Below are 15518 nucleotides of genomic sequence, written 5' to 3' on the forward strand. Positions count from 1 at the left end.
GTCGCTACTCCATTGGTTGGGGCACTTGTTATGTTTATGGTGCCGGTGCTGGGGCCGTCGCCGCCAAAATCATCATCGTCTAATACTATAATGTTTACCGTATCGTCCTCGTCCACACTGGCCGTATCGTCCACTGCCGTTGGCGTATCGTCTACTGGGTTGACCGTGACATCTATTACTGCGGTGGTACAGTCCCCATCTGCATCACAGATCTCATAGGTTATTTGATCTGGGCCGTTGTAGTCTGCGGTTGGTGTGTAATCTATCGTATCATCGGTTGGGTCGTTTGGTGTACCCCCATCATTTACTGTCGCTACTCCATTGGTTGGGGCACTTGTTATGTTTATGGTGCCGGTGCTGGGGCCGTCGCCGCCAAAATCATCATCGTCTAATACTATAATGTTTACCGTATCGTCCTCGTCCACACTGGCCGTATCGTCCACTGCCGTTGGCGTATCGTCTACTGGGTTGACCGTGACATCTATTACTGCGGTGGTACAGTCCCCATCGGCATCACAGATCTCATAAGTGATTTGATCGGGACCATTGTAATCTGCGTTTGGTGTGTAATCTATCGTATCGTCGGTTGGATCGTTTGGTGTACCGCCATCGTTTACTGTCGCTACTCCATTGGTTGGACCACTGGTAATACTGATAGTGCCTGTGCTGGGACCATCGCCGCCAAAATTGTCATCGTCTAGTACGACAATGTTTACAGTGTCATCTTCATCCACACTGACCGTGTCGTCTACGGCAGTTGGTGTATCGTCTACTGGGTTGACCGTTACATCTATTACTGCCGTGGTGCAGTCCCCATCGGCATCACAGATCTCATAAGTGATTTGATCGGGACCGTTGTAGTCTGCATTGGGGGTGTAGTCTATTGTATCATCTGTAGGGTCGTTGGGGGTGCCGCCATCATTTACTGTCGCTACTCCATTGGTTGGGACACTGGTAATACTGATAGTGCCTGTGCTGGGGCCATCGCCTCCAAAATTGTCATCGTCCAATACTGTGATGTTAACTGTATCGTCTTCGTCCACACTGGCAGTATCGTCTACGGCGGTTGGGGTACAATTAGATACGGTAATATCAATTGTAGCGGTATCATTTCCAGTACAAGGTGATGTTGCATTAACTGTATATGTAATTGTTGTACTACCAGATGCTATTGTTGTTATTTCACCTACAGCATCAACAGTGGCAACGGAAGAATTAGAACTTGTCCAGTTTCCACCAGTATCACCATTGCTGGTAATGAGAAACGTTTGTCCAATACAAAATGAAGTATCTCCGGATAATACTCCTGCTTCGGGTTGTGGAGTTACGTTTACGTTTATAGTAGCTGTATCACTTTCAGTAGAGCATACACCGGCACCGTTTATGGTATAAGTGTATATACCTGAGTCCATAATTGGGAAAACTACCGCATTGTTACCTGCGTCCGTCCAACTTCCACCAAGATCCTCCCCAGAAAGGTTAGTTAAAAGATCTGCCTCTGTAACACTACCCGTTGAACAGATAGATATTGTACCGCTACTAACTCCTGCTTCTGGAGCAGCAGTTACAGAAACTGTAACTGTCGTATCTAATTGACCAGAGCAGCTGGATGGTGAAGCTCCCGTCGCTAAAACATTAAATGTTTTATCTGCACTTAAATTGCCCGTGAACAAATTAATAGTATTGCCATCTCCAATTACTGGAGCCCCAATAATGGAATCATCTGAATCATCTCTTAATTGGTATGAAACACCTGTTTCGGATGATTCTACTAAAATATTGGTAGATGTTCCTTCACAAATTGGATTTTCTGAAACTCCTACAGTCAAACTCAAATCAGGCTGAGCATTAACCGTAACTGGTATATTATCAGATAAAAACACCTCACAACTACCTGGTGGCAATTTTATAGATTTTACTTTTAGTATGGTAGAAGCATTTAAAACACCGCTCGATAAAGTAATTGTCCCTCCATTACCTAATACCGATGATCCCGTTGGAGTAACTTCGTCATCTAAAAACAGTTGGTATATGATCAGATTTTCAGAATTTAAAATATCAATGTTAGCTACTATAGAGCCCTCACAAATCGATTCATTATCTGGATTTACGGTTAAAGTAGAATTAGGGCTTATGCAATCAACAATAACACTTGCTGAAGGGTCAGAAGCGCACCCTCCTGGGGATGTAGCTCTTACCGTTACCTCTCCACTAGTATAAAACTCAAAATCTGGAATTCCAGTCATAGTCCAAATACCTCCGGATACGGTTGCAGAAACACCAGTAACCTGAAAGCCATCAACATAAAGTGTAATAATATCATTATCAGTACCTGTTCCGGAAATAGAAGTAGATTGTTCTATTATTGGACTAGTAGTAATGGCTACAGCATTTGTTGTTTTAGAACCCACAACCACTCCTGAGGATTGTGCGCTTTCTGTTTTACATAAACCATTATTCGTTGCGGAAGCTGTAATTGTACTTCCAACACTTATACTCGCCGTTGTTAAAGACCATGCTCCAGAAGTAACGGTTGTTGTTCCTTCAACTATACCATTTTCAAAAACTGTAATTATAGTTCCGTCTTCCTCTCCAGATATTCCATTTACGGTTGTAATAGTTCCTAATGCGCAATACTCACCTGTTATTTGAGGTACACCCGAAGACTCACCTAATACAGTTACTGGGCTAGATAGAGGGGATGTACATTTTGGAGTTCCACCAGTTCTAATTGCACTTACAGTTATTGTATCACAAGCATTTAGCGACAATCCGCCAATCGTCCAAGCTCCGCCAGCAGTGGTTGTAGTTGTGCCAGATTGCACTCCGTTAATAAATAACAATACAGAAATATCTCCTGCTATATTATCAGGAGATGGTATAGTTCCAGAAATTGATGTGGTTGACGTATTTACAGGGGTAGTTGTAATGCTTGGTGTTGCTGTATCCCCGCTAGTACCAATACAAACGTAAACAGGAGAAGATTCGCACTTTCCAGGTTCTGTTGCTGTTATTCTGTAAACACCGTCTGCCAAACAGGCTGGACCAGAAGCATTACATTGTGTTGATGGCCCTGTACCTACACACTTCCAAAGAAAATTATCAGTTCCATTAGCCCCATGAGCTGTCGATGAAACTGTTATTTCTCCTGATGTAAATACTGTACCTGATGTTGGGGATAAAGGCGTTGTACTATCATTAAAATATACATTAATCACAGCCCCAGGAACTGGTGCTAAACCAGAAATGCTTTTTCCACAATGTATAGCAGAGGTAGGAGGATCAGAGCATGTAACACCCACCGTTGTATTACTACAATCAGAATCCGACTCGGTCTTACCTGATGCTTGAGCTGTAGCTGTTATTATTTCATTTGATGCTAAAACTGGAGATATACCCGTTAAACTCCAAACACCTCCAGAACTACTTGTAGCCCCTATAAAAAAACCATCTTTATAGACATTAATACTAGTACCATCTGCTTCAGAAGTGGTTCCTGACACTGCAGAAGCTCCAGCATCAATGGGTCCGTCTATATTTGGACAAGAGGATTTAGACTCACAATTTCCAGCATTTATATCTGCCAGTGAACATGGTCCTTGATTATCTATAATTTCTTCATAACAATCTGCAAGATTTTGACAATCACCAACACCTGCTATATCAGATGCCGAAGAAGGCTGACAAATTGTGGAAGACTTTGCAGCCATATTATCCACTATTACCATTCTTATTGGTGTAGAAGACGTTATACCAAGACCACTTAAATCTGAAGCTTCAACATAAAAATCCAAAAAATAATCTGGGTCTCCACATACCTCTGAAAGCGCCAATGATTTCTGATAATGATCCGTTCCTAAATACTCTACTACTGGTGTACAGTTAGGAACACCATCTACATTATACATATATACTCCAAACTTCGTACCTAATACAATTTCCACTTCAAAACCTGGGTTATCTAGAGTGTAATCAGGATCTGAATTGGATCCAGAATTCCCAAATAAACCATCTGTATCTACCAGTATACTATAACTTTTCGCATTATTGGATATATCTCCAAGACGCATTCTAAATAACCAATTTCCACTACCATCTACATACGACAATGCAGGATCAAATGATCCAGAATCCACAAAATCATTAAATCCACAATTTGGTCCATTATTTAAATCACTTGTAGGTTCTGCTCCAGGAAATATAAATGGCATATATGGTATTTCACTTTCCGTAGAATCATTTCCTATAAAACCTGTAGTCGAATTTGATACATATCCATCTCCATTGGGATCTAAAATCGAAGTACCAGAACCTGTTGAAGGTTCAATAATTAATCCCTTAGTTTGCGCATCCAGAAAACTAATAGACAAAAAGATAACCAATAAAAATAATCTCTTTTTAATAGTACTTAATAGTTGATTATTATTCATATATGTTTAAAACTTTAGTTTAATTAGTTGTGATAATTCATGAAGAGTATAAAAACACATTTAAATTATCGTTAAAAAACAAATATAATCGATAAAATGTTACTTTTATAAGAAATTTATTTTTTTTTAAATTTTAATATCGTTAACATAGTTACTATATTATAAGTACATTTATACAATAAACAATCCATTAATATTTTAAGAATAATGATAAGGAATGGTATTTCTATATAGCTCACATGCTTTTTCAATTCACAAATTAACATTTGTTAACAATAAGGCAAATTTAAATTAGAAAAAAAACAGCTATAATTTTAGGACACTCTAAATAAAAATAAGTCACTTTAAGAACAAGAATGTTTTGGAGACTATTAAGATAGTTTATATTTGCCGAAATTTAATTTTTATGTCCTTTCTTAAAGAAATAGAGCGCAGACGTACCTTTGGCATCATCTCTCATCCTGATGCTGGTAAAACCACTTTAACTGAAAAATTATTACTCTTTGGTGGTGCTATTCAAGAGGCTGGTGCCGTTAAAAGCAATAAAATAAAAAAAGGAGCTACTAGTGATTTTATGGAGATTGAAAGGCAACGTGGTATCTCTGTAGCCACCTCTGTTTTAGCTTTTGAATATGATGGTATAAAAATTAATATTCTTGATACTCCTGGTCATAAAGATTTTGCTGAAGACACTTTTAGAACGCTAACTGCTGTAGACAGTGTTATTGTAGTTATAGATGTGGCTAAAGGTGTGGAAGAGCAAACTGAAAAGTTAGTTGAAGTATGTAGGATGCGTAACATTCCTATGATTGTTTTTATTAACAAACTAGATAGAGAGGGTAAAGATGCTTTTGACCTATTGGATGAAGTAGAACAAAAACTTGGATTAAAGGTTACACCTTTAAGCTTTCCTATTGGAATGGGATACGAGTTTAAGGGCATTTACAATATTTGGGAAAAGAACATTAACCTATTTAGTGGGGATAGTAGAAAGAATATTGAAGAAACCTTAGAGATTTCAGATTTATCTTCTTCTGAATTGGATACTCTAGTAGGTGAGGATGCTGCAAATACACTAAGAGAAGAAATTGAGTTAGTTGAAGGCATTTATCCATCCTTTGATAAGGATGAGTATTTAAATGGTAACCTTCAACCTGTATTTTTTGGCTCAGCTTTAAATAATTTTGGTGTTAGGGAATTATTGGATTGTTTTGTTGAAATTGCCCCTAAACCAAGACCTAAAAATAGTGAAGAACGCTTGGTAAATCCTGATGAGAAAAAATTTAGTGGTTTTGTATTTAAAATCCATGCTAACATGGACCCAAATCATAGAAACCGATTAGCTTTTATTAAGATAGTTTCTGGAGAATTTAAAAGAAATACCCCATACTTACACGTAAGACATAATAAAAAAGTGAAGTTTTCCAGTCCAAATGCATTTTTTGCTGAAAAGAAGGAAATCGTAGATATATCTTATCCTGGTGATATTGTGGGTTTACAAGATACTGGAACATTTAAAATTGGGGATACGCTTACTGAAGGAGAAGTTTTAAACTACAAGGGCATCCCAAGTTTTTCTCCTGAACACTTTAGATATATTAACAATGCAGATCCTTTAAAATCTAAACAATTATATAAAGGTATCGATCAGCTTATGGATGAAGGTGTTGCTCAATTATTTACTTTAGAGTTGAATGGCAGAAAAGTAATTGGTACTGTAGGTGCACTTCAATACGAAGTAATCCAATATAGACTAGAGCATGAATATGGTGCCAAATGCACCTATGAAAACTTAAATGTGCATAAGGCCTGTTGGGTTGATCCTGAGGATGATAAAAATGACGAATACAAAGACTTTTTAAGAGTGAAACAACGCTTTTTGGCTAAAGACAAACAAAATCAGCTTGTATTTCTAGCAGATTCAGCATTTTCTTTACAAATGACTCAGCAAAAATATCCGAGTATAAAATTCCATTTCACATCAGAATTCGAATAATGCGAATGTATTTCATCGAAAATCATGATTTAATCTTGCTTTTTGAGCTATTTAACGATTTTTTCATTATCAAAAACGATGAATCTATAATTTTAAATGTAATCAAACCCCAAATTGATATACCATGGAAATAGAATCTAAAGAATTTAGTAATAAAGATATTACGGTAACCTACGACCCTTGTATATGCCAACTTTCCAGAAAGTGTGCTAAAGAATTATCAAACGTTTTTAGTGATAGTGTTATCCCTTGGGTAAACCTAGACGATGGCAAAACTGAAGATATCATTAAACAAATAAAAAGGTGTCCTTCAGGCGCATTACAATACCATAAGAAATATCAAAAACTAGTTATTTAATTATAATAAAAAAATCCTTTGAAAATAATAATTCAAAGGATTTTTTATTTTTATACTCTACATCACTACACTATTAAAAATAGTGGGTTAGTGACATTATAGATGTTAAGCTTGCCCTGTAGGCCCAAAATTAAGAGGGATTGGTGGTTGCTCATAATCTTTAATTTCACCATGGGCGTTTTCAAATCTTGCTACATTATCCCCTAAAGCTTTCAATAGGCGTTTTGCATGTTGGGGTGTTAATATAATTCTAGATTTTACTTTATTTTTAGGAACTCCGGGCATAATATTAACAAAATCTACAACAAACTCTGAAACAGAGTGGTTGATAATTGCTAAATTAGAATAAGTTCCCTCTGCAACTTTTTCATCTAACTCTATATTGATTTGCCCTTGTTTTTGGTTGTCTTTTTCGTCTGCCATAATTAAAATATTAAATAAAAAAGCCTTCAAGGTTAATACACATGAAGGCTTTTTATGTTTTAGATTCCTGCCTTCGCAGGAATGACAATTAATTAAAATTCATTTCTTGTTTTACTTGCATCATTTCATCAAATTCCTCCTTAGAACCTACTATGATATCAGTATAATTTCTCATACCTGTACCTGCTGGAATTCTGTGTCCAACAATTACATTTTCTTTAAGTCCTTCTAGAGTATCAACCTTACCTGCAACTGCCGCTTCATTCAACACCTTAGTTGTTTCCTGGAACGATGCAGCAGAGATAAATGATTTAGTTTGAAGCGAAGCTCTGGTAATACCCTGTAATATAGGTGTTGCCGTTGCTGGTTTCGCATCTCTAGCTTCAACAAGTTTCTTGTCTTCTCTACGTAAAATAGAATTTTCGTCTCTTAATTCACGAGGTGATACAATCTGACCTGCTTTTAGGTTTGTAGAATCTCCAGCATCTTCAATAACTTTCATTCCAAAGATTTCATCATTTTCTTCAATGAAATCACTCTTATGAACTAATTGATCTTCTAAGAAAATGGTATCACCAGAATCTATAATTCTAACTTTACGCATCATCTGTCTAACTACAACTTCAAAGTGTTTATCGTTGATCTTCACACCTTGTAAACGGTATACCTCTTGTACTTCGTTTACTAAATATTGCTGAACCGCTGAAGGCCCCTTAATATTTAAAATATCATTTGGTGTGATAGACCCATCAGATAATGGCATACCAGCTTTCACGAAATCATTTTCTTGAACCAGAATTTGGTTTGATAACTTCACTAAGTATTTTTTAATCTCACCTAATTTGGATTCTACTATAATCTCACGATTACCTCTCTTAATTTTACCAAATGATACTACACCATCAATCTCACTTACTACAGCTGGGTTAGACGGGTTACGTGCTTCGAACAACTCTGTTACTCTTGGTAAACCACCTGTAATATCCCCTGCTTTGGCAGATTTACGAGGTATCTTCACTAAAATTTTACCTACCTTAATTTCTTCTCCATCATCAATCATCAAGTGTGCTCCAACTGGTAAGTTGTATGAACGCATCGTTTCTCCTTTACTATCTTCAATATGTAGTGTTGGGATTAACTTTTTATTTCTGGATTCTGAAATTACTTTCTCTTGGAATCCGGTTTGTTCATCAATTTCAACTTGATATGTCACACCTTGTTCGATATTTTCATATCTTACTTTACCAGCAAACTCTGAGATAATTACACCATTATATGGATCCCATTGACAAACTACATCTCCTTTCTTCAATTCTTGACCATTCTCTATGAAAATAGTAGATCCATAAGGAATATTGTTAGTACTTAAAGTAATACCAGTTTTCTTGTCTACAAGTTTAATTTCAGAAGTACGAGAAATTACAATGTCTGCAATGTTACCTTCGCTATCTTCTCCTTTTACCGTCTTTAAGTCTTCAATTTCTGCAATACCATCAAACTTAACTGCCAGTTTATTTTCTTCGGAAATGTTACCTGCAATACCTCCCACGTGGAATGTACGTAATGTTAACTGTGTTCCTGGTTCTCCAATAGACTGTGCGGCAACTACACCAACAGCCTCTCCACGTTGTACCATTTTACCTGTAGCTAGGTTACGTCCGTAACATTTAGCACAGATACCTTTTTTAGCTTCACATGTTAATGGAGATCTAACTTCTAAAGTCTCTATTGGAGAATCTCCAATAGCCTTAGCTATTTCATCATCAATTAATTCTCCAGCGGCAACTAACAATTCATCTGTTTGTGGATTGTAGGTATCATTTAATGCAACACGCCCAACGATTCTTTCCTCTAAAGTCTCAACAACTTCATCATTTTTCTTTAAAGGTGCTACTTCTACTCCTCTTAAGGTACCACAATCTACACTGTTTATAATTACATCTTGTGATACATCCACTAAACGACGCGTTAGGTATCCTGCATCTGCAGTTTTTAATGCAGTATCTGCAAGTCCTTTACGCGCACCGTGCGTAGAAATAAAGTATTCTAAAATTGAAAGTCCTTCTTTAAAGTTAGAAAGAATTGGGTTTTCAATAATTTCTCCTCCTCCTGCATTAGATTTTTTAGGTTTTGCCATTAATCCACGCATACCTGTAAGCTGACGAATCTGTTCTTTAGATCCACGTGCTCCAGAATCAAGCATCATAAACACAGAGTTAAATCCTTGTTGATCTTCTCTAATACGTTTCATGGATAATTCGGTCAACTCTGCATTAGTAGATGTCCAAATATCAATAACCTGATTATAACGTTCGTTATTGGTAATAAGTCCCATGTTATAGTTTCCGGTAATACCATCCACTAATCCATTGGCTTTATCAATCATACTTTGCTTTTCTTGAGGAATAATAATATCACCTAAACTAAATGATAATCCCCCTTGGAAAGCAAACTTAAATCCTAATGTTCTAATCGCATCGAGGAATTCAGCTGTTTCAGGAACTGAAGTTACTTTTAAGATTCTTCCAATAATATCTCTTAATGACTTCTTGGTTAATACCTGATTGATATATCCTGCCGCTTGTGGTACATGCTGATTAAATAATACGCGTCCAACCGTAGTTGTAACAATCATTCTATCAAGCTTTCCATCTTCATTAATATCAATAGTTCTTACCTTAATTCCAGCATTTAAGTCTACACGCTTTTCATTAAACGCAATCTCGACTTCTTCTGGCGAATAGAATGTTAAACCTTCTCCTTTAATTGGTAATTCTGGAGTAGATTTACGCTCTTTTGTCATATAATACAACCCAAGTACCATATCCTGAGAAGGTACGGTTACTGGTGAACCATTAGCTGGGTTTAATATGTTATGAGACGCTAACATTAGTAATTGACACTCTAGAATTGCTTCTGGTCCCAATGGTAAATGTACCGCCATTTGATCCCCATCGAAATCAGCATTAAATGCCGTACATACTAATGGGTGTAATTGTATCGCTTTACCTTCTATTAATTTAGGCTGGAAGGCTTGTATACCTAAACGGTGAAGCGTTGGCGCACGGTTTAGTAACACTGGATGCCCTTTAAGGACGTTTTCCAAGATGTCCCAAACCACCGGCTCTCTTTTGTCTATAATTTTCTTTGCAGATTTTACAGTTTTTACAATACCTCTTTCTATTAACTTTCTAATTACAAAAGGCTTGTATAATTCAGCCGCCATGTTCTTTGGCAATCCACATTCGAATAATTTTAATTCTGGACCAACAACAATTACAGAACGTGCTGAATAATCTACACGCTTACCTAAAAGGTTTTGACGGAAACGCCCTTGCTTACCTTTTAAAGAATCTGATAACGATTTTAACGGACGGTTAGAATCTGTTTTTACTGCTGAAGATTTACGTGTGTTATCAAATAATGAATCTACAGATTCTTGTAACATACGTTTTTCATTACGTAAAATTACTTCTGGTGCTTTTATCTCTACCAAACGCTTTAAACGGTTGTTACGGATAATAACACGGCGGTAAAGGTCATTTAAATCAGAAGTTGCGAAACGTCCTCCATCTAATGGTACTAACGGACGTAATTCTGGTGGAATGATTGGAATAACCTTCATTATCATCCACTCTGGTCTGTTTTCTCTATTATTGTTAGATTCTCTAAGCGACTCTACAACTTGTAAACGCTTTAAAGCTTCTGTTTTACGTTGCTTAGAGGTTTCTGTATTTGCTTTATGACGTAACTCATACGACAACCCTTCTAAATCGATACGTGCTAATAGATCTATTAAACACTCTGCTCCCATCTTAGCAATAAACTTGTTAGGATCTGTGTCTTCTAAATACTGGTTATCTTGAGGTAACTCTTCTAGGATATTAAGGTATTCCTCCTCAGTAAGGAAATCCATTTTTTGTAATGGTTCGCCTTCTTCGTTTTTAGCACTACCTGGCTGTATTACTACATATCGTTCGTAGTAAATAATCATATCTAATTTCTTAGATGGTAAACCTAATAAATAACCTATTTTATTTGGTAAAGAACGGAAGTACCATATGTGTGCTACTGGTACAACAAGGTTAATGTGCCCTACACGGTCTCTACGTACCTTTTTCTCTGTAACTTCTACACCACAACGGTCGCAAACAATACCTTTGTAACGTATTCTTTTATATTTACCGCAAGCACATTCGTAATCCTTTACAGGACCAAAAATACGCTCACAGAATAAACCATCACGCTCTGGTTTATGTGTTCGATAATTGATAGTTTCTGGTTTTAAAACCTCACCTCTAGATTCCGCTAAAATAGATTCTGGTGATGCTAAACCAATTGAGATTTTATTAAACCTCTTAACTGCATTTTTATCTTGTTTTCTTGCCATGTTTTTTTAGTCTTTAGTTGTTAGCTTTTAGTCGATAGAAAATTACTGTTTACTGCGACTGTTTACTGCCAACTTTTAATTTTACTCCTCTAACCTGATGTCTAATCCTAAACCTTTCAATTCATGCATTAGTACATTGAAAGATTCTGGTAAACCTGGATCTGGCATTGGCTCGCCTTTCACTATACTTTCGTAAGTTTTGGCTCTTCCAATTACATCATCAGATTTTACAGTTAAGATCTCACGTAAGGTACTTGATGCACCGTATGCTTCAAGTGCCCAAACTTCCATCTCACCAAAACGCTGACCACCAAATTGTGCTTTACCACCAAGAGGCTGTTGCGTAATTAATGAGTAAGGTCCAATAGAACGTGCGTGCATTTTATCATCTACCATATGTCCTAGTTTCAACATGTAGATAACTCCAACAGTTGCAGGTTGATCGAAACGATCTCCTGTTCCACCATCATATAAATAGGTATGACCGTATCTTGGGATTCCAGCTTCATCTGTAAATCCATTAATTTGATCAATTGTTGCACCATCAAAAATAGGCGTAGCATACTTGCGTCCTAATTTTTGACCTGCCCATCCTAATACCGTTTCATAAATTTGCCCAATGTTCATACGTGATGGTACACCAAGTGGATTTAATACGATATCAACTGGGGTTCCATCTTCCAAGAATGGCATATCTTCTTGACGAACGATACGAGCAACAATACCTTTGTTACCGTGACGTCCTGCCATTTTATCTCCTACTTTAAGTTTACGTTTCTTAGCTATGTAAACTTTGGCTAGCTTGATGATACCTGCTGGTAATTCATCTCCAACAGAAATCGTAAACTTCTCGCGACGTAACGATCCTTGTAAATCGTTTTCTTTAATCTTGTAGTTGTGAATTAAATCGGCAACTAATTTATTGGTATGATCGTCAGTAGTCCACTTACCTGACACTAAATGCGCATAATCATCTACTGCATTTAACATCTTTAAAGTGAATTTTTTACCTTTTGGTAATACTTCTTCTCCTAAATCGTTAAAGATACCTTGAGCTGTTTTTCCATTTACAATTGCAAAAAGCTTATCAACTAAAACATCTTTTAATTCATCAAACTTTCTGTCGTATTGTGCCTCAAGCGCCAAAATATCATCTTTATCCTGTGCTCTTTTACGTTTATCCTTTACTGCTCTAGCGAATAATTTTTTATCAATAACAACACCATTCAATGAAGGTGATGCTTTTAATGATGCATCTTTAACATCTCCAGCCTTATCCCCGAAGATAGCACGTAATAATTTTTCTTCTGGTGTTGGATCAGACTCACCTTTTGGTGTAATCTTACCAATTAAGATATCGCCAGGTTTTACTTCAGCACCCACACGAATCATTCCGTGTTCATCAAGGTCTTTAGTAGCCTCTTCTGAAACATTTGGAATGTCATTTGTTAATTCCTCATTACCGAGTTTAGTATCTCTAACCTCAAGAGAATATTCATCAATATGAATGGATGTAAAAATATCTTCACGAACAACTTTTTCAGAAATTACAATCGCATCCTCAAAGTTATATCCTTTCCAAGGCATGAAGGCTACTTTCATATTTCTACCAAGTGCTAACTCTCCTTTTTGAGTTGCATAACCTTCACATAATACTTGACCTTTGGTTACCTTATCTCCTTTTACCACGATTGGTTTCAAGTTGATGGATGTACCTTGGTTTGTTTTTCTAAATTTTACTAATTGATAGGTTTTAATATCAGAATCAAAACTTACTTTAGCTTCATCCTCAGTACGATCGTAACGTATTTTAATTTCATTTGCATCTACATAAAGTACTTCTCCATTTCCCTCAGCATTAACTAATACTCTAGAATCTGATGCTACTTGACGCTCTAAACCTGTACCTACAATTGGTGCATCTACACGTAATAAAGGAACTGCCTGACGCATCATGTTTGATCCCATCAATGCTCGGTTTGCATCATCATGCTCTAGGAACGGAATTAATGATGCCGAGATAGATGAAATTTGGTTTGGCGCAACATCAGTGTAATGCAAGTTACTTGGTTCAATCACTGGGAAATCCCCTTCCATACGTGCAATTACCTTATCATGCAGAATCTTACCATCTTGATCTACTTCTACTGTAGCTTGAGCAATTAATTTTTCTTCTTCCTCTTCTGCACTTAAATACGTTGGTGCATTCTTAATATCTACTATACCATTTTCAACTTTTCTATATGGTGTTTCAATGAATCCCATCGAGTTTACTTTCGCATATACAGATAATGAAGAAATCAAACCAATGTTTGGTCCTTCTGGTGTTTCTATAGGACATAAACGTCCGTAATGCGTATAATGAACGTCACGAACCTCGAAACCTGCTCTTTCTCTTGAAAGACCTCCAGGTCCTAAAGCTGATAAACGACGTTTATGTGTAATCTCTGCTAATGGATTGGTTTGATCCATAAATTGAGATAACTGGTTTGTACCGAAGAATGAGTTAATAACTGAAGATAATGTCTTCGCATTAATCAAATCTATAGGTGTAAACACCTCATTATCACGAACGTTCATACGCTCGCGAATGGTACGTGCCATACGTGCTAAACCAACACCAAATTGAGATGATAATTGCTCACCTACTGTACGTACACGACGGTTAGATAAGTGATCAATATCATCAATCTCTGCTTTAGAGTTGATTAACTCAATTAAATATTTTATAATGGTAATGATATCTTCTTTGGTAAGCACTTGCTTATCCATTCCAATATCAAGACCTAATTTCTTATTCATTCTATAACGACCTACTTCTCCTAAAGAGTAACGTTGGTCTGAGAAAAACAACTTATCTATAATTCCACGTGCAGTTTCCTCATCTGGCGGCTCTGCATTACGTAATTGTCTGTAGATATGTTCAACAGCTTCTTTTTCAGAGTTTGTTGGATCTTTTTGAAGCGTATTGTGGATAATTGCATAATCACCTTGCTCATTACTTTCTTTGTGTAATAAGATAGTTTTTACTCCAGCTTCAAGAATTTCTTCTATGTTTTCTTTATCTAAAATAGTATCACGATCAAGCACAATCTCGTTACGCTCAATTGATACTACCTCACCTGTATCTTCATCAACAAAATCCTCATGCCATGTATTCAGTACACGTGCAGCTAATTTTCGTCCTAAATATTTCTTTAACCCTGTTTTAGAAACTTTAGCTTCTTCTGCTAAATCAAAAATTTCTAAAATATCCTTATCACGTTCGAAACCAATCGCACGGAATAAAGTAGTAACAGGTAATTTCTTCTTTCTATCAATATAGGCATACATTACCTGATTGATATCTGTTGCAAATTCTATCCAAGATCCCTTGAATGGAATTACCCTAGCTGAATATAATTTTGTACCGTTGGCATGGAAAGACTGACCAAAGAACACCCCTGGCGAACGGTGTAATTGAGATACTACAACACGCTCAGCACCATTAATAACGAAAGTACCACTTGGCGTCATGTAAGGAATTGTTCCTAAATAAACATCTTGAACGATAGTTTCAAAATCTTCATGCTCAGGATCGGTACAGTATAATTTTAATCGTGCTTTTAAGGGCACACTATACGTTAATCCTCTCTCTATACACTCTTCAATAGCATAACGTGGAGGATCAATAAAGTAATCTAAAAATTCTAAAACGAATTGATTACGAGAATCTGTAATTGGAAAGTTTTCCATGAAGGTATTATATAACCCTTCATCACCTCTTTCTTCAGATTTTGTTTCTAATTGGAAAAAATCCTGGAAGGATTTAATCTGGATATCCAAGAAATCTGGATATTCCGTTCTATTTACAATAGAGGAGAAATTTAATCTTTCAGCTTGCGTTGACAACATCAATGGACGAAATTTTGATTAAAAAAT

6 protein-coding genes are annotated in these 15518 nt (G+C 36.6%); 2 read left to right on the top strand and 4 right to left on the bottom strand.

Annotated features, from left to right (window positions below):
- Positions 1-4430: Ig-like domain-containing protein (locus JS605_RS17025; RefSeq protein WP_203258939.1), on the bottom strand; the 4430-nt coding region annotated here is incomplete at its 3' end.
- Positions 4431-4836: 406 nt separating this feature from the next.
- Between JS605_RS17025 and JS605_RS17030 the strand changes: the two genes are divergently transcribed.
- Together JS605_RS17030 and JS605_RS17035 are read left to right on the top strand one after the other, a co-directional pair.
- Positions 4837-6426, top strand: a complete 1590-nt coding sequence (locus tag JS605_RS17030; RefSeq protein WP_203258940.1) for a peptide chain release factor 3 — start codon at positions 4837-4839, stop codon at positions 6424-6426.
- 124 nt (positions 6427-6550) lie between these two features.
- Entirely contained in the window at positions 6551-6784 is a 234-nt protein-coding gene (locus JS605_RS17035; RefSeq protein WP_203258941.1) for a (4Fe-4S)-binding protein, read from the top strand.
- A 105-nt stretch (positions 6785-6889) separates the two neighbouring features.
- On the opposite strand, the gene JS605_RS17040 is transcribed toward JS605_RS17035, so the two are convergent.
- The 3 genes from JS605_RS17040 to rpoB all read right to left on the bottom strand — a co-directional run bounded on the left by JS605_RS17040 (position 6890) and on the right by rpoB (position 15491).
- Positions 6890-7207: a DUF3467 domain-containing protein gene (locus JS605_RS17040; protein ID WP_130938142.1), complete on the bottom strand. Its 318-nt coding sequence runs from the start codon at positions 7205-7207 to the stop codon at positions 6890-6892.
- An 88-nt stretch (positions 7208-7295) separates the two neighbouring features.
- Positions 7296-11597 carry a DNA-directed RNA polymerase subunit beta' gene (rpoC, locus tag JS605_RS17045; RefSeq protein WP_203258942.1) on the bottom strand — a complete coding sequence of 1434 codons (4302 nt, stop codon included), beginning with the start codon at positions 11595-11597 and terminating at the stop codon, positions 7296-7298.
- Between the two features lie 81 nt (positions 11598-11678).
- Entirely contained in the window at positions 11679-15491 is a 3813-nt protein-coding gene (gene rpoB, locus JS605_RS17050; protein ID WP_203258943.1) for a DNA-directed RNA polymerase subunit beta, read from the bottom strand.
- Positions 15492-15518 lie beyond the last annotated feature (27 nt).

Source organism: Hyunsoonleella ulvae (genome assembly GCF_016827605.1).
Taxonomy (GTDB): Bacteria; Bacteroidota; Bacteroidia; order Flavobacteriales; family Flavobacteriaceae; genus Jejuia; species Jejuia ulvae.

Bases quoted from the DNA above. Each gene is read 5' to 3' on its own strand.
- rpoC (WP_203258942.1), bottom strand. From the start codon at position 11,597: ATGGCAAGAAAACAAGATAAAAATGCAGTTAAGAGGTTTAATAAAATC.
- JS605_RS17040 (WP_130938142.1), bottom strand. From the start codon at position 7,207: ATGGCAGACGAAAAAGACAACCAAAAACAAGGGCAAATCAATATAGAG.
- JS605_RS17035 (WP_203258941.1), top strand. From the start codon at position 6,551: ATGGAAATAGAATCTAAAGAATTTAGTAATAAAGATATTACGGTAACC.
- rpoB (WP_203258943.1), bottom strand. From the start codon at position 15,491: ATGTTGTCAACGCAAGCTGAAAGATTAAATTTCTCCTCTATTGTAAAT.
- JS605_RS17030 (WP_203258940.1), top strand. From the start codon at position 4,837: ATGTCCTTTCTTAAAGAAATAGAGCGCAGACGTACCTTTGGCATCATC.